Annotated in this window: 17 protein-coding genes; 5 read left to right on the top strand and 12 right to left on the bottom strand. The window is 67.4% G+C overall.

The genetic code is table 11. From position 1 onward, the window contains the following. Positions 1 to 3 precede the first annotated feature (3 nt). Genes grxD through prfA form a run of 3 tightly spaced genes read right to left on the bottom strand, consistent with a single transcriptional unit; the run spans position 4 to position 2243 of the window. Positions 4 to 327 (bottom strand): Grx4 family monothiol glutaredoxin, encoded by a 324-nt coding sequence (gene grxD, locus DFR40_RS09150; RefSeq protein WP_028994236.1) that lies wholly within the window; start codon positions 325 to 327, stop codon positions 4 to 6. Positions 328 to 342: 15 nt separating this feature from the next. After that, entirely contained in the window at positions 343 to 1164 is an 822-nt protein-coding gene (gene prmC / locus DFR40_RS09145) for a peptide chain release factor N(5)-glutamine methyltransferase (protein WP_121458163.1), read from the bottom strand. Next, the gene (gene prfA, locus DFR40_RS09140) at positions 1161 to 2243 is read right to left on the bottom strand and encodes a peptide chain release factor 1 (RefSeq protein ID WP_121458162.1); all 1083 of its coding nucleotides are present in this window, start codon (positions 2241 to 2243) and stop codon (positions 1161 to 1163) included. The genes prmC and prfA overlap by 4 nt, the downstream gene beginning before the upstream one ends. A gap of 121 nt (positions 2244 to 2364) precedes the next feature. Between prfA and DFR40_RS09135 the strand changes: the two genes are divergently transcribed. Then, entirely contained in the window at positions 2365 to 3993 is a 1629-nt protein-coding gene (locus DFR40_RS09135; protein ID WP_121458161.1) for a GGDEF domain-containing response regulator, read from the top strand. A 6-nt stretch (positions 3994 to 3999) separates the two neighbouring features. On the opposite strand, the gene hemA is transcribed toward DFR40_RS09135, so the two are convergent. After that, the gene (hemA, locus tag DFR40_RS09130) at positions 4000 to 5250 is read right to left on the bottom strand and encodes a glutamyl-tRNA reductase (protein WP_121458160.1); all 1251 of its coding nucleotides are present in this window, start codon (positions 5248 to 5250) and stop codon (positions 4000 to 4002) included. Between the two features lie 152 nt (positions 5251 to 5402). Between hemA and DFR40_RS09125 the strand changes: the two genes are divergently transcribed. The 4 genes from DFR40_RS09125 (at position 5403) to DFR40_RS09110 (ending at position 10400) form a co-directional block, all read left to right on the top strand. Then, a complete protein-coding gene (locus tag DFR40_RS09125; protein ID WP_170160190.1) occupies positions 5403 to 5960 on the top strand; it encodes an OmpA family protein in 558 nt (185 codons plus the stop codon). Positions 5961 to 6125: 165 nt separating this feature from the next. Further along, positions 6126 to 8210, top strand: a complete 2085-nt coding sequence (locus tag DFR40_RS09120; RefSeq protein WP_121458158.1) for a methyl-accepting chemotaxis protein — start codon at positions 6126 to 6128, stop codon at positions 8208 to 8210. Positions 8211 to 8262: 52 nt separating this feature from the next. Continuing rightward, positions 8263 to 9672, top strand: coding sequence for a D-alanyl-D-alanine carboxypeptidase/D-alanyl-D-alanine endopeptidase (gene dacB, locus DFR40_RS09115; RefSeq protein ID WP_121458157.1), 1410 nt, complete (start codon positions 8263 to 8265; stop codon positions 9670 to 9672). Further along, positions 9669 to 10400, top strand: coding sequence for a hypothetical protein (locus tag DFR40_RS09110; protein WP_121458156.1), 732 nt, complete (start codon positions 9669 to 9671; stop codon positions 10398 to 10400). Before dacB ends, DFR40_RS09110 begins: the two co-directional genes overlap by 4 nt. On the opposite strand, the gene DFR40_RS09105 is transcribed toward DFR40_RS09110, so the two are convergent. Genes DFR40_RS09105 through DFR40_RS09070 form a run of 8 tightly spaced genes read right to left on the bottom strand, consistent with a single transcriptional unit; the run spans position 10381 to position 17910 of the window. Beyond that, on the bottom strand, positions 10381 to 10785 hold the full coding sequence (locus DFR40_RS09105; RefSeq protein WP_121458155.1) for a DUF4870 family protein: 405 nt from the start codon (positions 10783 to 10785) through the stop codon (positions 10381 to 10383). The two genes, DFR40_RS09110 and DFR40_RS09105, sit on opposite strands and share 20 nt — an antisense overlap. Beyond that, positions 10782 to 11279 carry a GNAT family N-acetyltransferase gene (locus tag DFR40_RS09100; protein ID WP_245985649.1) on the bottom strand — a complete coding sequence of 166 codons (498 nt, stop codon included), beginning with the start codon at positions 11277 to 11279 and terminating at the stop codon, positions 10782 to 10784. The genes DFR40_RS09105 and DFR40_RS09100 overlap by 4 nt, the downstream gene beginning before the upstream one ends. Continuing rightward, positions 11276 to 12751, bottom strand: a complete 1476-nt coding sequence (gene ubiD / locus DFR40_RS09095; protein ID WP_121458153.1) for a 4-hydroxy-3-polyprenylbenzoate decarboxylase — start codon at positions 12749 to 12751, stop codon at positions 11276 to 11278. Before ubiD ends, DFR40_RS09100 begins: the two co-directional genes overlap by 4 nt. Beyond that, positions 12748 to 13623: a 4-hydroxybenzoate octaprenyltransferase gene (gene ubiA, locus DFR40_RS09090; protein WP_121458152.1), complete on the bottom strand. Its 876-nt coding sequence runs from the start codon at positions 13621 to 13623 to the stop codon at positions 12748 to 12750. Before ubiA ends, ubiD begins: the two co-directional genes overlap by 4 nt. Continuing rightward, the gene (locus DFR40_RS09085; protein ID WP_121458151.1) at positions 13620 to 14396 is read right to left on the bottom strand and encodes a hypothetical protein; all 777 of its coding nucleotides are present in this window, start codon (positions 14394 to 14396) and stop codon (positions 13620 to 13622) included. The genes ubiA and DFR40_RS09085 overlap by 4 nt, the downstream gene beginning before the upstream one ends. Positions 14397 to 14439: 43 nt before the next feature. Next, the gene (locus tag DFR40_RS09080) at positions 14440 to 16320 is read right to left on the bottom strand and encodes an MFS transporter (RefSeq protein WP_121458150.1); all 1881 of its coding nucleotides are present in this window, start codon (positions 16318 to 16320) and stop codon (positions 14440 to 14442) included. Then, positions 16317 to 17534 (bottom strand): amidohydrolase family protein, encoded by a 1218-nt coding sequence (locus DFR40_RS09075; RefSeq protein WP_121458149.1) that lies wholly within the window; start codon positions 17532 to 17534, stop codon positions 16317 to 16319. The genes DFR40_RS09080 and DFR40_RS09075 overlap by 4 nt, the downstream gene beginning before the upstream one ends. A gap of 16 nt (positions 17535 to 17550) precedes the next feature. Beyond that, positions 17551 to 17910, bottom strand: a complete 360-nt coding sequence (locus DFR40_RS09070; protein ID WP_121458148.1) for a hypothetical protein — start codon at positions 17908 to 17910, stop codon at positions 17551 to 17553. Between the last annotated feature and the right edge of the window lie 7 nt (positions 17911 to 17917).

Here is a 17917-nt window from a genome sequence, read left to right as displayed (position 1 = left end):
GCCTCAGGGCTTGGCGATGTCGGCCAGCAGCGGTTGCAGTTCGCCGGACTGGTACATTTCCTTGACGATGTCGCAGCCGCCGATGAATTCGCCCTTGATGTAGAGCTGCGGAATGGTCGGCCAGTTGGCGTATTCCTTGACGCCCTGGCGGATTTCCTCGTCGGCGAGCACGTTGACCGTGACGAAGTCGGTGACGCCGCACAGCTTGAGCACCTGGACGACGGCGGCCGAGAAGCCGCACTGCGGGAAGCGCGCGTCGCCCTTCATGTAGAGGACGACCGGGTTGTTGGTGACGGTTTCGTGGATGCGTTGCTGAACGTCGGACATGCTGGCTCCAGAGGCTTACAGTTGGCCGCCGGACACGCGATCGGTGCCGGCGAGGTCGGGATGGGTGAATGCGCCTTTGAACCCGGCGCCGGTCAATAAGTTCCGGCTGGCCTCGCCCTGGTCGTAGCCGTGCTCGAACAACAGCCAGCCGCCGGGGTTGAGGAAGGCGGGCGCGGCAGCGACGATGCGGCGGATGCAGGCCAGGCCGTTGCCGCCCTTTTCCAGATCACTGAGCGCCATCTGCGGCTCGAACGGGAGACCGTCCCGGCTCAGGTGCGGGTCGCCATCGGCAACATAGGGCGGGTTGGAAACGATCAGGTCGAAACGCTCGCCGGCCAGCGGCGCCAGCCAGTCGCCCTCGCGGAAGTCGACGCGGGCGCCGAGCCGGCCGGCGTTGTTGCGGGCGACGGCCAGCGCCCCGGGCGAGAGGTCGACGGCAAACACCTGCGCCTGCGGACATTCGAGCGCCAGCGAGATGGCGACGATGCCGGAACCGGTGCCGAGATCGACAACGCGGGCGGTTTTTTGCGTTTTCAGGCGGTCGACCGTCAGATCGATCAGGACCTCGGTTTCCGGCCGCGGAATCAGCACCTCGGGCGACACCTGGAAGACCCGACCGCGGAATTCGGCCTCGCCGACCAGGTAGGCCAGCGGTTCGCCGGCGGCACGGCGCTCGACCCACTCGGCGAACTGCGCATGGGCCGGCGCGATCACCGGGGTTTCCGGACGCGCCAGCAGGTCGGCGTGGCTGCAGCCGGTGGCGTATTCGAGCAGCAGACGGGCGTCGAGCCGGTCGATCTTCTGCCGCGCCGCGGCCAGCGCCTCGCCCAGCGTCATTGCTGCTCGGCCAGTTCGGCCAGCAGGTCGGCCTGGTGTTCGGCAGCCAGCGCGCCGAGCAGTTCGTCCATGTCGCCGTCCATGATCGCGGCGATCTTGTACAGCGTCAGGTTGATGCGATGATCGGTGATCCGCCCCTGCGGGAAGTTGTAGGTGCGGATGCGCTCGGAGCGATCCCCGGAGCCGATCAGGTTCTTGCGCGTGCTGGCGATGTGGCTCTGCTGGGCGCGCACCTGCACGTCCTTGATCCGTGCCGCCAGCACGCGCATCGCCGACGCCTTGTTGGCGTGCTGCGAGCGGCCGTCCTGGCATTCGGCGACGATACCGGTCGGGATGTGCGTGATGCGCACCGCCGAGTCGGTCTTGTTGATGTGCTGGCCGCCGGCGCCGGAGGCGCGGAAGGTGTCGATGCGCAGGTCGGCCGGGTTGAGGTTGACGTCCTCGACCTCGTCGGCTTCCGGCATGATCGCTACGGTACAGGCCGAGGTGTGGATGCGGCCCTGGGTCTCGGTTTCCGGCACGCGCTGGACGCGGTGACCGCCGGACTCGAACTTCAGGCGCGAATACGCGCCGTAGCCGGCGATGCGGCAGATGACTTCGCGATAACCGCCGAGCTCCGACTCGCTCGCCGACAGCACCTCGACCTGCCAGCGCTGACGCTCGGCGTAGCGCGAGTACATGCGGAAGAGGTCGCCGGCGAACAGCGCCGATTCGTCGCCGCCGGTACCGGCGCGGATTTCCAGCAGCACGCTGCGCTCGTCGTTGGGGTCTTTCGGCAGCAGCAGCTTCTGCAGTTCGACCTCGAGCTCGGGCAGGCGCGCCTTGGCGGCGGCAATCTCTTCTTCGGCGAAGTCGCGCATTTCCGGATCCTCGCGCATCGCCTCGGCCTCGGCGAGGTCCTGCTCGGCCTGGCGGAAGGCGTTGAAATGAACGATCACCGGCTCGAGTTCGGCGCGTTCGCGCGACAGCTTGCGGAACTGCTCCATGTCGCTGGCCGTACCCGGATCCGAGAGCAGGCGGTCGATCTCGTCGAGACGATCGACCAGCAGGTCCAGTTTTTGGCGGATGCTCGGTTTCATGGCGATGCCGGCGTGAATGGAAGGGGCGTAATGGTAACCGAGTTCTACCCCCCCGGTAATCCACCGAGATTGCCACGGGGTCGTTCCATCAGCATAATTGTTCGATTAACTGTCCGACGCGATGCCCAACTTTCCCAACTCCATCCTCGCCCTGGCCACCACCCTCGAACGCGGCTGGGAGAGTTATCGCCTGCGCGGCGAGTTCGACCTCTTCGTCGAGTTCACGCTGTCGCTGAACGGCCTGACCGAGCAACTGCACCGCCAGCACCTGCCCGGCCTGGTGCGCGCCTGCCAGGAACTGGAAAACACCGCGCTGACCTTCTTCGCCGATCGCGAGATGCATCCGATCCCGCTCGACCAGGCGGTCGCGATCGAGCGCAAGCTGAGCATCATCCTCGGCGAACTCCGCCGCCACGAAACGCCGGCGATCCTTGCCCGGCGCGTGCTCGACACGGCCGAGGGCAATACCGCCGACGCCTGGAACAAACCGCGCCGGGTCGCCATCGTCGCCCGCCAGGGCCATCCATGGTCGGCTTCGCTGTCCGAGCAACTGGGTTTCTTCGGCTTCCTGCCCGAGGCGATCCGCTGGGACGAACAGCCAGGCAGCGACGAGCCGCCGCTGGCGATCATCTTCGTCCCCGACGTCGAGGGCCGCGCCTACCCGCCGCCGGCGATCGCCGCGATCATCGCCTTGCGCACGCGCTTCCCGACCAGCTATTTCTACTGCCTGTCGGTGCCCTCCAACCTGCAGAGCATCGTCCTCCTGCAACGCGCCGGCGCCGACGCCTGCGTACCGGTCGGCAACAAGGTCAGCGATGTCCTGTCGCGGGTCCTCGACCTGGTCGAGATGCACGAGCAGGAGATGCACCGGGTGCTGATCGTCGAGGACTCGGCGACCGCCGTCGCCCACATCCGCCGCTCGCTGACCCAGCACGGCATCGACAGCCGGGCGATCAACGACCCCCGGCAACTGCTCGAGACCGCCGCCGAATACCGGCCGGACGCCATCCTGATGGACATGTACATGCCCTTCTGCACCGGCGTCGAAGTCACCAGCGCCCTGCGCCAGATTCCCGAATACCAGGCCCTGCCGGTGATCTACCTGTCGAGCGAGACCGATATCGTGCAGCAGGTCGAGGCGCTGCGCCTGGGTGGCGACCAGTTCCTGACCAAGCCGGTCAACCCGATCATCCTCGCCTCGGTGGTCAAGACCAAGATCGAGCGCTACCGCGAAATGCTCTATTCAGGGCAGCACGACAGCCTGACCGGCCTGCTCAACCACTCGACCTCGAAGGTCCAGATCGAGCGCCTGCTCCAGGGCGCCCTGCCCGATGGCGAACTGGTCGTGGCAATGATCGACATCGACCGCTTCAAGATGGTCAACGACACCTACGGCCACCCGGTCGGCGACCAGGTCATCCGCAGCCTCGCCTGGCTGCTCCGCGGCCGGCTGCGCAACACCGACCTGATCGGACGCTACGGCGGCGAGGAATTCATCGTCGCCCTGCCCGGCATCGCCCCCGCCCATGCGCAACGGCTGCTCGAACAGATTCGCGAGGATTTTTCGCAACTGCCGCACGCCCACGCCCAGGGCACGCTGCGTACCACCTTCAGCTGCGGCATCGCCGCCCTGCCCGACTACCTGACTGCCTCGTCGCTGATCGGCGCCGCCGACGACGCACTGCTCGAGGCCAAGCGCGCCGGCCGCAACCGCATCGTCCTCAACCGCCCCGACGACGCCGCCGACTGAACCGGCTCAGTCGCCGCTGCGCAGGTGGAAAAGGCGCTCGACGGCCGCCTGCAGGTCCTGGCGGTCCTCACCTTCGGCAGCATTGAGGGTGCTCGTCGGTGCGTGCAGGAATTTGTTGCTGAGGCGCTGCGACAGCTGCTCGACGACCTTTTCCGGCGCCTCGCCGCGACCGAGCAGCTTCAGCGCATGCTCCAGCTCGTTGCGCCGGATGCGCTCGGCCGAGTCGCGCAGGGCACGGATCACCGGCACGGTGTCGCGGGCCTGCAGCCAGCCGATGAACTCCTGGACGCGCTGACCGATGATGCCTTCGGCTTCGACGACAGCAGCCTGACGCGACTCCATGCCGCTTTCGACGATCTGGGCCAGGTCGTCGACGGTGTACAGGAAAACGTCGTCGAGTTCGCCGACCTCTTCCTCGACGTCGCGCGGCACCGCCAGGTCGACGATGAAGATCGGCCGGTGCCGGCGTGCCTTGACCGCCCGTTCGGCCATGCCCAGGCCGATGATCGGCAGCGGACTGGCGGTACAGGAAACGACGATGTCGTGCTGGGCCAGGTGATCGGGCAGTTCGTCGAGGCGGATCGCCGAACCGCCGTAGCGCTCGGCCAGATCACGGCCGCGCTCGACGGTGCGGTTGGCGACGGTGACCTGCTTCGGCTTGGCGGCGCAGAAGTGCGCCGCGCACAGCTCGATCATCTCGCCGGCACCAATGAACAGGATGCGCTGGCCGGCAACCGAATCGAAGATGCGTTCGGCGAGGTGCACGCCGGCGGCGGCCATCGAGACGATGTTGGCGCCGATCGCGGTCGTGCTGCGGACTTCCTTGGCCACCGAGAAGGCGCGCTGGAAAAGCTTGTGCAGCTGGGTGCCCAGGGTGCCGACCTCTTCCGCCGCGCGCACTGCGTCCTTGACCTGACCAAGGATCTGCGGCTCGCCGATGACCATCGAATCGAGGCCGCAGGCGACACGGAAGGCATGGCGGATCGCCGACGGCTGGTCATGGACGTAGAGAAAGGGGGCCAGTTCGTCGTGGGTAACCTGATGGTAGGCACTCAGCCAGTCGATGACCTGTTGCGGCGATTCGGCGGCGCAGTAGATTTCGGTCCGGTTGCAGGTCGACAGGATGGCAACTTCGCGCACCACCCGGGCATGCGCCAGTTCGGCCAGGGCGTGGTGCAGCTTGTCCGCACCGAAGGCCACGCGCTCGCGAATGGCGAGCGGAGCGGAATGGTGATTGATGCCTAGGGTGAAGATCACTGGGAAGCGCCAGGTGCAAAATTCGGTGGGCGATTATATCACCGGCCCCGGTGCGGTTTTTTTGCCCTGGCGCAAAGTCCGGCGCAAGTCGAAACTGGCCGGAAAGCGGCAGAGCGGATATCATCTCCCGCTTTCCCAGACGCCCGATGATCATGCGCAACCTGCCCCTCGTCCTCCTGCTCGCCGCCCTGCTCAGCGCCTGCGCCACCCGCGACGATCCGTCGCGAATCCGGCAGGTCGCCCAGGACGGCACCCTCAAGGTGCACCCCGGCCTGCTCGGCGAGCCGGTACCCGCCGCACTGCAGACGCCGCAGTCGCTGGCGGCGAAGCAGGCTGACGAAACCCCGATGCGGATGGACGAGGAAGGCCTGCGTACCCAGCGCAGCGTCTACTTCGACCTCGACCAGGCAGCGATCAAGCCCGACTACGATCCGATCCTGCAGGCGCATGCCCGCTACCTGGCGCGCCACCCGAGCGCCCGCGTGCGCATCGAAGGCCACGCCGACGAGCGCGGCAGCCCGGCCTACAACCAGCGCCTCGGCCTTAAGCGGGCGCAGAGCGTGCGCGCGACGCTGCTCGGCCACGGTGCCGGCAGTGGCCAGGTCGCCGTCAAGAGCTGGGGCAAGGCCAAACCCAAGCTGCTCGGCCGCAACGAGGAAGCCTGGGCCGAGAACCGCCGCGCCGATGTCATCTACGAAAGCGAAAAATGATCCGGTGAGTACCGGATCATTCGACAAAGCCCGGCGAATGCCGGGCTTTTGCATTTGGCGGCCCGGCAAACTGTCATGAGAAGGTGACGGCGAACACAAACTATTACCAACGTTATATAGTGACTATTTCCAGCCGTATTTTTCGCTGCAACTCCCAGAAAACGCATGAAAAACAATCAGCCGGTCAGCCAACGCGAAGTCAACTTCCCCGCCAACACCTATCTGGTCTCGCGCACCGATCTCAAGGGCATCATCACCTACGCCAACGACGCCTTCGTCGATATCAGCGGCTTCTCCCGCGAGGAGCTGATCGGCAAGAACCACAACGTCGTCCGCCACCCTGACATGCCCGAGGCCGCCTTCGCCGACCTGTGGCAGACGGTCAAATCCGGCCTGCCCTGGCGCGGACTGGTCAAGAACCGCTGCAAGAATGGCGATTTCTACTGGGTCGAGGCCTTCGTCGTCCCCATGAAGAAGAATGGCCAGGTCACCGGTTACATGTCGGTGCGCACGCCTGCCGACAGCGCCCGCCGCGCCGCCGCCGAAGCCGCCTACCGGAACGCCGGACAGAAGGGGCCGCTGCCGGCCAGCGGCCGCCGCTCGTTGTCGCTGCGTGCCCGCATCTGGGCGACCATGGGCGTCCTCCTCGCGATGATGGCCATCCTGGGCGTGCTCGGGCTGAGCAACCTCAAGGGCATCAACCAGGAACTCGACGCCATGTACCGCGAGAACCTGCTGCCGGCCAACACCGTCAACCGGATGATGTTCCTGCTCTCCGACAACCGGTCGCAGATCATGCTCGGCCTCCAGCACAACCCCGACGGCCCGGTGGCCAGCCTGCACGACCATCCGCTCGACATGCACATCGAGGCGACGCTGAAGAATCGCGGCGAAATCAACGACCTGCTCGAGAAACTCAAGGCCGCTCCGCTGACCGACGCGCAGAAGGCACTGCTCGACAAGTTCGGGGAAACCCGCGAGCGCTTCTCGCACGAAGGCGTGAACAAGGCCCGCGACCAGCTCAAGCAGGGCGCCTACATGGACGCCAACGTCACCCTGCTGCGCAGCATCAACCCCCTCTACGCGGAAATGCAGCGCGATGGACTGGCGCTGATCCAGGCGCTCTCGGACGACGCCGAGGCCGCCTACCGCGATGCCGAGGCCGGTTATGCGCAGGTGCGCAACCTGAGCATCGGACTGCTTGCCGCGGCACTGCTGCTGGTCGGCATCGGCGGCGCTTTCCTGGTGAATGCGATCGTCGTCCCGATCCGCAAGGCCATCGCCCAGTTCGAGAGAATCTCAGAGGGCCGGCTGACCGACGAGATCGACATCGGCGGCCGCGACGAGACCGGTCTGCTGCTGTGCAACCTCGGCATCATGCAGGGCACGCTGAAGGCAATGCTCGACGACATCAGCAGCGCCGCGCGGGCGATCGACGCACGCAGCCGCCTGCTCGAGGCCCAGATGCGCCAGGTCACGACCCAGTCCGAGCAGCAGCAGGCCAGCGTCGAAGGCGTTGCCGCGGCGACCGAGGAGTTCAGCCAGTCGGTCCAGGAAGTGGCCGCCAACGCCGCCGACACCGCCGGCGCCGCCCGCGAATCGCAGGAACAGGTCAAGCTCAGCAATGCCCACATCAGCGAGAGCATGCACGCGACCAACCGCGTCGTCGATGCGGTGACTGCCTCGAACCGGACCATCGACGAGCTCAACCAGGCGATCGCCAAGATCGGCAACATCACCGGCGTCATCGCCGACATCGCCAGCCAGACCAACCTCCTCGCGCTCAATGCGGCGATCGAGGCGGCCCGGGCCGGCGAGCAGGGCCGCGGTTTCGCGGTGGTCGCCGACGAGGTGCGCAAGCTGGCCGAGCGGACCACCAGTTCGACCGCCGACATCGACCGCACCGTCGGCGAAATCGAAGCCGTCACCGCGCAGGCCGTGGCCAGCATGGACATCGCCTCGCAGGAAGTCGAGAACGGCATCGGCAAGCTGCGCGACAGCGTCGCCGGCCTCGAGGGCATCACCCAGTCGTCGAGCCAGGTTTCGCAGATGGCCGGGCAGATTTCCGACGCCGCCCGCCAGCAGGGCATCGCCAGCGAGGAAGTCGCGGTCAGCATGCAGCAGATCACCGACCTGATCGAGCAGAACACCGACGCCGCCCGCCAGGCCCGCCAGGCCGCCGACGAGCTGTTGCAGACCTCGCGCACGCTGGCCGAGCTGATCGCCGGTTTCGAGCTGTACCGGCGCTGAGTCCGGCGCACGGCGTAAAATGGAGGCCCTTCCCGGCCTCCATTTTTTTCGCATGTCGCTGCGTCCGCTGCTCGTTTTCTGTTCCCTGCTGATCCTCGCCGCCCCGGTTGCGGCGCAGTTGCCGCCCCCGGTGCTGCGCGCGCTGCAGGCGGCGCAGATTCCCGTCGCCAGCGTCGCCGTCGTCGTCCAGCCGGTCGACGCGCCGGCGCCGCTGCTTGCCCACAACGCAGCGACGGCGATGAACCCGGCCTCGGTGATGAAGCTGCTGACCACCTACGCCGCGCTCGAGCTGCTCGGCCCGGCGCACACCTGGCAGACCGCGGCGCTGGCCGACAATGTCACGGTCAACGGCGTCCTCGAAGGAAATCTCTACTTGCGCGGCAGCGGCGACCCGCGCTTCGCCATCGAGCACCTGTGGCTGCTCCTGCGCCAGCTGCGCGTCCGCGGCGTGGACCGGATCGCCGGCGACATCGTCCTCGACCGCAGCGTCTTCGCGCCGGTCGCCTTCGACCCGGCGGCCTTCGACAACAAGCCGCAGCGCCCCTACAACGTCGGCCCGAACGGCCTGCTGATCGACTTCCAGTCGCTGCGCTTCACGCTGCAGCCGCAGGACGGCCAGCCGCCGCGCGTGCTGCTCGAGTCGCCGAGCGCCGGCCTGGTCGTCGACAACCGGCTGCGCGCCCTGGCCGGTCCCTGCCCGGCCGACTGGAAGGACCGCATCAACCTCGTCGTGAGCGCCGACGGCGAGCGCCAGCGCCTGGAAATCCAGGGCGGCTACGCGAGCCAGTGCGGCGAGCGCGCACTCAACCTGGCACCGCTGCCGGCCGACGCCCATGCCGCCGGGCTGATCCTCAGCCTGTGGCAGGAGCTCGGCGGCCGCCTCGGCGGCCGCGTCCGTGCCGGCAGCACGCCGCCGGCCGCACGCGAACTGGCCCGCCATGAATCGCCGCCGCTGGCCGACGCGGTGCGCGACATCAACAAGTACAGCAACAACGTGATGGCCCGCCAGGTCTTCCTGACGCTCGCCGCCGACGGCACGCCGGCGAGCACCGAGCGCGCCACCCGCAGGCTCGGCGAATGGCTGGCCGGGCGCGGCCTCGACTTCCCCGAACTGGTGGTGGACAACGGCTCCGGCCTGTCGCGCAGCGAACGGATCAGCGCCGGCAACATGAACCGCCTGCTGCTCGCCGCCTGGCGCAGCCCGGTGATGCCCGAATTCATCGCCAGCCTGCCGCTGGCCGGCCTCGACGGGACGATGAAGAAGCGCCTCAACGGCGCCCCCGCCGCTGGCCGCGCCCACATCAAGACGGGCACGCTCAACGGCGTGCGCAGCGCCGCCGGCTACGCGCTCGACGCCCGCGGCCGGCGCTACGCGCTCAGCTTCTTCATCAACGACCCGCGCGCCCAGGAAGGCGCCGCGGCAATCGACGCACTGCTCAACTGGCTGGCCGAGCGGCAATGAACTCGCCGACGCAGGCCGACGTCTTCCCGACTGATTTCCTCGCCGAGGCCGGACTCAACCGCCAGCACGTGTTCGCCTGCGCCGACCTGCCGGCGGCGCTGCTCGCACCGCTCGCCCGCCAGCCGCGCGAACGCCAGCTGATCCTGCTCGGCCACGCCGGCCGCCGCCTGTGGCAATGCGTGCAGGCGGCACGGCCGGCCGGCGAGCACCCGATCGACGATTACACGACGTCCACGGTCGACCACTGCTTTGCCCGCTTTTTCCCCGGCCGTCACTACCGCATCGTCTATCCCGGCCCGGCGCCGATCGGCCTGCAGGCACTCGGCGCGCACGCCGGCTGGCACCAGCCGTCGCCGCTGATGATCGGCATCGACCGCGCATGGGGCAGCTGGTACGCCTACCGCTGCGTGATCCTCGCCGACACCGGTTTTTCCCCGGATGCGACGGTCGACCGTGAAAATCCGGCCAATTCCAGTCCCTGCACCGATTGCCGCGAGCGTCCCTGCGTCGCCGCCTGTCCGGCCGGCGCCGTCGGCGATCGCTTCGATCTCACCGCCTGCAGCGACGAACGCCTGCACCCCGGCTCGCCCTGCGGCGAAGGCTGCCTGGCCCGCCTGGCCTGCCCGGTGGGCAGCGAACACCGCTACGACACCGCACAGATCCGGCACAGTTACCGGCAATCGCTGGCGCTGCTGAAAAGCTGGCGGCTCAGCGGCCGATCGGTGTAGCGCTGTTGAGCGCCAGCCAGCCGCGGACGACGCGGTAGGCGACCCAGAAACCGAGCACCAGGATGACGCCGATGGCGATCGGGATGCCGATCACGGTGATCAGGAAGAGGCCGTAGACGCCCAGCCACAGCACGGTGAACCAGAAGGTCCGGATCTGCCAGCGGAAATGGCTCTCCAGCCAGGTGCCGCGGACTTCGCTGCGCATCCAGTAGTTGAGGAAGACGGCCAGCAGCGACGGCAGGCCGAAGACGAAGCCGCCGGCAATGGTCGCCGACGAGGTGATGCCGACGACGACGGCGATCGCGTGCAGGCCGTAGATCAGGTGGGTGACGTTGACCAGCGACGGGCGGACGCCCTGCGGGCCCTGGTTGACGGGTTCATTCATGCCGTTTCCTCCTTCAGGATCTTCTGCATCAGCAAGGCATGGCCGGCCGCCGGGTCGAGCACATAGGGCTTGAAACCGGCCATTTCGTAAGCAGCGAGCGCTCGCTCGTTCTGCGACAGGACTTCCAGCGTCAGTTTGCAGCAGCCAAGCTGGCGCGCCCGCTGAGCTGCCCACGCCAGCAGTGCCTGGCCGATGCCGGCGCGGCGCCGCTCGCGGCGGACGACGATGTCGTGGATGTTGAGCAGCGGCCGCGCGGCGAAGGTCGAGAAGCCCTCGAAGCAGTTGATCAGGCCGACCGCGTTTTCGCCCTCCCAGGCCAGTGCACCGTGAAATCCCGGGCGCCCGGCGAGACGTCCGGGGAGCTGCTCGCGGACCTCGGCGGCGAGGCCTTCGCCACCGCCCATCGGATCGCGCGCGTAGTGCTCGAGCAAGTCCAGCCAGGCGGCGGAAATTGCCGGATTTTCGAGGTCGACCGTGACAATGCGCAGGCTCACAGGCCGAGCCCTTCCCACATCGCATCGACCCGGGCCTTGACCCCGGCGTCCATGACGATCGGCCGCCCCCATTCGCGGCTGGTCTCGCCCGGCCACTTGTTGGTTGCGTCGATCCCCATCTTCGAGCCGAGGCCGGCCACCGGCGAAGCGAAGTCGAGATAGTCGATCGGCGTGTTGTCGACCAGGGTCGTGTCGCGCACCGCGTCGAAGCGCGTGGTCATCGCCCAGATCACTTCCTTCCAGTCGCGGATGTCGATGTCGTCGTCCACGACGACGATGGTCTTGGTGTACATGAACTGGCGCAGGAAGGACCAGATGCCGAACATCACCCGCTTGGCGTGGCCGGGATAGGCCTTCTTGATGCTGACGATGGCCATCCGGTAGGAACAGCCTTCCGGCGGCAGGTAGAAATCGACGATCTCGGTGAACTGCTTCTGCAGCAGCGGCACGAAGACTTCGTTGAGCGCGACGCCGAGCACGGCCGGCTCGTCGGGCGGCTTGCCGGTGTAGGTGCTGTGGTAGATCGGGTTTTTGCGCATCGTGATGCGGTCGACCGTGAACACCGGGAATTCCGCCTGCTCGTTGTAGTAGCCGGTGTGATCGCCGTACGGCCCTTCGAGCGCCATCTCGCCGGGATGGATATGGCCTTCGAGCACGATCTCGGCGGAAGCGGGCACTTGCAAACCGGAGCCGATGCACTGCGTCAGCTCGGTCTTGCCACCGCGCAGCAAGCCGGCGAACTGGTATTCGGAGAGGCTGTCCGGCACCGGCGTCACCGCGCCGAGGATGGTCGCCGGATCGCAGCCGAGCACCACCGCCACCGGGAAGGGCTGGCCCGGATTGGCCAGCTGGAATTCGCGGAAATCAAGCGCGCCGCCGCGATGCGCCAGCCAGCGCATGATCAGCTTGTTCGGCCCGAGCACCTGCTGGCGGTAGATGCCGAGGTTCTGGCGGTTCTTGTGCGGCCCCTTGGTGACGACCAGGCCCCAGGTGATCAGCGGCGCGACGTCGCCCGGCCAGCAATGCTGGATCGGCAGCCGCGACAGGTCGACGTCCTTGCCTTCCCAGACGACTTCCTGGCAGGGCGCGTTGCTGACCTTCTTCGGCGCCATGTTGAGCACCTGTTTCAGCACCGGCAGCTTGTCCCAGGCGTCCTTCAGGCCCTTGGGCGGTTCCGGCTCCTTGAGGTAGGCGAGCAGCTTGCCGACTTCGCGCAGCGCCTGCACCGACTCCTCGCCCATGCCCAGCGCGACGCGCTGCGGCGTGCCGAACAGGTTGGTGAGCACTGGCATCTCGTGCCGCCGGCCCTGCGTGTGGGCCTTTTCGAAGAGCAGCGCCGGGCCGCCGGCGCGCAGCACGCGGTCGCCGATCTCGGTCATTTCCAGGTGCGTATCGACGTCGACCCTGACACGCTTGAGTTCGCCGGTCTTTTCCAGTTGCGACAGGAAGTCGCGCAGGTCGTGGTATTTCATCGGAGCAGGAAGTCCAGGGCGATGCCGGCGAAGATGCTGCCGCCGACCCAGTTGTTGTGCAGGAAGGCCTTGAAGCAGGCCATGCGTTCGCGGCCGCGGATCCAGGTGTAATGGACGCCCATCATCAGCGCCGCCGCGGCCAGGCCGGCGAGGAAAGGCCAGCCCATGCCGTAGGCGGCACCGACCCGGGCGACCAGCACCAGCGTCGCCGCGTAGCAGAGCATCACCGCGGCGACGTCGAAACGGCCGAAGGTGATCGCCGAGGTCTTGATGCCGATCCTGAGGTCGTCGTTGCGGTCGACCATCGCGTACTCGGTATCGTAGGCGACCGCCCAGAAGACATTGGCCAGCAGCAGCAGCCAGGCCTCGGCCGGGACGCTGCCGAGGTGCGCGGCGTAGGCCATCGGGATGCCGAAGCCGAAGGCGATGCCGAGATAGGCCTGGGGGATGGCGAAGAAGCGCTTGGTGAACGGATAGCTGGCGGCGAGGAAGACCGCCGGAATCGACAGCCAGATGACCAGCGGCTTGCCGAGCACCAGCACCAGCACGAAGGCCAGCAGGCAGAGGAAGGCGAACAGCGCCAGCGCTTCCCGGGTGCTCACCCGGCCGGCGGTCAGCGGACGTTCCCTGGTGCGCTCGACGTGCTTGTCGAAATCGCGATCGGCGTAGTCGTTGATGACGCAGCCGGCCGAGCGCATGAGCAGAGTGCCGAGGGCGAAGACCCAGACGACGACCCAGTCCGGCTGTCCGTTCGACGACAGCCACAGCGCCCACAGCGTCGGCCAGAGCAGCAGCAGCGTGCCGATCGGCTTGTCCAGCCGCATCAGCTTCTCGTAGAGATCCAGTCTTTCCTTGATTGCGGCGAGGCTCATGCGTCGATTCTACCTTCTGCGTCGCGCGCCCGCCGCGCCTGCTGCCAGGCGACGACGGCCCGGCCGGAATGCGCCAGGATCGCCTGGTGGCGCTCGCCCGGCAAGGCATGGCGCAAGGCGGCGAACAATTGCCGGGTGCCCTCCTGGGCAATCGCCGAGGCCGCCGGATCGGCAAGCAGCGATATCTGGATGCTGGCCAGCGCATCGGCGATCAGCCGCCAGCCGAGTTCCGGCATCTGTTCGTTGAGCCCGAGCAGCAGGCTGCCCAGCGGCCGGACCAGGCCTTCCGCCTGCTCCGCCGTTTCGCATGCGGACATCGCATGCCACAGCGCGAGATGGATGCTGCGGCGCAGTTCGACCTTGAAATCGACGGCGGCGAATTCGACCTCGGCAATGCGCGCGAACTGCTGCTGGAAGCGGGCATCGGCGGCGGCGTCGAGGCGCGTGCGCAAGCCGCCGAGCAGCGCCGTCAGTGCCGGAATCGCGGTCAGCTGGAAGGCCTGCGTGTAGGCCAGGCCCCAGGCGTCGAGACCGTTCACCAGCAGGGCCAGACGCAGCGCCCGGGCATCGTCGTCGGCGCCGGCCTGGCTCCAGTTGCTGCAGCGCCCGGCCAGCTCGCCGAGGGCGCCGGCTTCGACGTCGCTGTCCGGCGCGACGGCCATGCGGAAGACGGCGGCAAAGGCATCCTGGGCCAGGCGCGCGGCCAGTCGCTGGCACTCGGTATCGGCCAGGGCGGCCAGCGGGTCGGCGGGGATCGGGGAAACGGAGGCCATCGTCAGCTTTCGGGCAAAGTCCGGGATTTTACCGCCGCGCCGCCTATTTGACCGCGCCGCGCAAGGCCAGGACCCGCTCGTGCAGCGTCGCCGGGGTCGCCTCGTCGGGCGCCAGCGGCGTCCCGACGCGCAGCCCGATACGCGAGAAGAGCCCGCGCCGGAACGGCGTTTTCATCGCGACGCCGTCGATGCGCGAGAAGAAGCTGCCCCACAACCCGGACAGCGCCATCGGCACCACCGGCACCGGGTTGGCGGCGAGGATGCGGGCGACGCCGGAACGGAAAGGCTGCAGCTCACCGTCGCGGGTGATGTTGCCTTCCGGGAAGATGCCGACCAGTTCGCCGTTGGCCAGCGCCGCCGAGACTTCGGCGAAGGCTTTCTCGAGCAGCGCCGGATCGTCCCTGGCCGGGGCGATGGGAATCGCGCCGCAATGGCGGAAAACGAAACCGAGCAGCGGCGTGCGGAAAATGCGGTGATCCATGACGAAACGGATCGGCCGCGGCGACGCCCCCATCAGGATCACCGCGTCGGCGAAGCTGACGTGATTGGCGACGAGCAGCGCCGAGCCGTTGAGCGGGATGCGCTCGACCCCTTCGCTGCGCAGGCGGTACACCGCCTTGACCAGCAGCCAGGCGACGAAGCGCAGCAGGAATTCCGGCACCAGCCCGTAGATGTACACCGCCACCGCCGCGTTGAGCAGCGCCGCGATCGCGAACAATGCCGGGATCGACAGCCCGGCGCCGAGCGCCGACGCCGCACCGAGGGCGCCGACGACCATGAACAGCGCGTTGAGGATGTTGTTGGCGGCGATGATCCGCGCCCGGTGGCTGGTTTCGCTGCGCGACTGGATCAGCGCGTAGAGCGGGACGATGAAGAAGCCGCCGAAGACGCCGATCATGACGATGTCGAAGAGCACCCGCCACACCGCCGGCAGGCTGAGCAGCGCCGACAGCTGGTGCGCCGTCGTGCCGACCAGCCCGACCGGCGAGGCCAGCCACAGGTCGAGGCCGAACAGGGTCAGGCCGATCGAGCCGAAGGGGACCAGCCCGATCTCGACGTGCTTGCCCGACATCCGCTCGCAGAGCAGGGATCCGGCCCCGATGCCGACCGTGAACGCGGCCAGCAGCGCGGTCACCATCGTCTCGCCGCCGCCGAGCACGTTCTTGGTGTAGGCCGGGAACTGCGCCAGGAACATCGCACCGTAGAGCCAGAACCAGGAAATGCCGAGGATGGACAGGAAGACCGTGCGGTTCTCGCGGGCGAACCGCAGGTTGCGCCAGGTTTCGGTCAGCGGATTGAGGTTGACCGTCAGTGCCGGTGCCGGCGCCGGCGCCGCCGGGATGCCGCGGCTGCTCAGGTAGCCGGCCAGGGCGACGAGGAAACCGCCACCGGCGATCCACACCGGATGCTCGACCGAGCCGGCGAGCAGACCGCCGGCCAGCGTGCCGATGAGGATGGCGACGAAGGTGCCGGCCTCGATCAGCGCGTTGCCGCCGACCAGTTCGTCGGCATGCAGGTGCTGCGGCAGGATCGCGTACTTGACCGGGCCGAACAGCGTCGAATGGCAACCGAGCAGGAACAGCGCGACCATCAGCACGCTCAGGCTGTGCATCAGGAAGCCGAGCGCGGCGACGCCCATGATGCCCATCTCGAGCACCTTGACCAGACGCGCCAGGACGGCCTTGTCGTACTTGTCGGCCAGCTGCCCGGCGGTCGCCGAGAACAGGAAGAAAGGCAAGATGAAGATGCCGGCCGCCAGGTTGGCCAGCAATTCCGGCGCCAGCGTCGTCCATTGCACGGCGTGGAAGGTCAGCAGCACGACCAGCGCATTCTTGAACAGGTTGTCGTTGAAGGCGCCGAGGAACTGGGTGACGAAGAAGGGCGCGAAACGTCGTTGCTTGAGGAGGGCGAATTGTCCGCTCATGACCGGTCGACCGTGAAAATGCGGCGGGTGTCGAAGACCGCCGGCGAGAAGGAATGACCCTGCCACGAGAGCAGGCGCTTGAGGACGAAATCGAAGAGTAGCGGGTTGTGTTCGCGCAGTGCGTCGAGATCGGCGACCGCCGCCTTCGGCAGCAGGCCGGCGCGCGCCAGCGTCGCCGGCGAAATCAGCGGCAGCACGCCGGGCAACGGGTAGTCCGAACCGTGCAGCAGGCGCGGATGCAGGTCCTCGCGTTCGAGCAGGCTGCGGATCACGGCTGGCTGGCGGTTGCGCAGCGCGATCGCGGAAATGTCGCCGTAGAGCCGGTCGACCGCACGCGGCTCGGCCATCGCCTTGAGGAAGAGGTCGAAGCTGGAGCGCACGCGGCCATCGTCGTCGATGTCCGTGCCCATCGTCGCGCAGTGCGCGACCACGACCCGGACGCCGAGATCGAGCGCCCGGCGCAGGCGCAGCGGATTTCCGTAGGCCTGGGTATCGCTGCCCTTGACCGCCTTTTCCTCGCCGCAATGGACGATCAGCGGCGTCCCGGACTCGGCCAGCACGCGGTAGAAGGCATCGCACCTGGGCGACGCCGGGTCCATGCCCTGCGCCGCCGGCAGCCATTTCACCGCGCGCGCGCCGGCGGAAATTGCCTGTTTCAGGTCGTCGACCGTGGACGTATGGTAGGGATGCAGCGACGCCACCCACTCGAAACGCGCCGGAAACTCGCGCGCCAGCCTGGCCGCCCAGGCATTCGGCACATAGAAGGCCGAATGCTCCGGATGCGCGTGACCGGCCGTGTCGTGGAAACGCTCGAAGGCGAAGAGCATGACCTTGAAGCCGGCCGGCATCGCGTCGCACAGGTTGAGCAGGCGCGCGACGTAGGCGGCATCGACCGCCCCCGGCGCGTCGTGGGCGCAGCCGGCGTTCATGTAAAACAGGCGCTGCGCGTAATGCACCGGCTGCAGCGGCGACGACAGTTGCGGCCCGATCTCGATGCCGCTGCCGCCATCGCCCAGCCCGGCGAGATGGACGTGGCAGTCCCACAGCCCGGCCGGGTCGATGCCGGCCCAGGCCTGCTTCAGCCAGGGACTGTCGAGCAGCCGGACGGGGATCGCCGCGCGACAGGGATTGACCACCACCGGCCTGGCCAGGCTGGCGCCGGCAGCGGCCAGGGCGGTACCGCCGATGAACAGCCCGAGCAAACGGCGGCGCATTCGATCCGGACTATGGTCAGTAAGCACTTGAACTCTCCTTCCCTGGGACTGCCCAGAAAAATTTGACCACCGCCACCACACCAATCACGATTGCAATCAAGTATGACAATAACATTCCCACCGATAACGCCAACGCCAGTCCGACATCCCAAGCGCCTACCTGGAGAGCGGGATAAGTGATGAACAGCCAATTGACAAAGGGAACCAGGAGGACAAGCAAGCCATATGGGGCAAGAACAAGCCACACCAGCATCATCAAGGTGGCTACCCATGGAGACAATCCCGTTTGAGTTTGGCGAAGCAGTATCCGATAGCCTAACCAAGCCGGCATAAGGAAAAACAGCAGCTGACTGATGACGATGGGTTCAATACGCATCGGATTC

This window comes from Azonexus fungiphilus (genome assembly GCF_003634965.1).
Lineage (GTDB): Bacteria > Pseudomonadota > Gammaproteobacteria > Burkholderiales > Rhodocyclaceae > Azonexus > Azonexus fungiphilus.
Note: the sequence above shows the minus strand (reverse complement) of the source record. Positions and strands in the feature narration are given on the sequence as shown.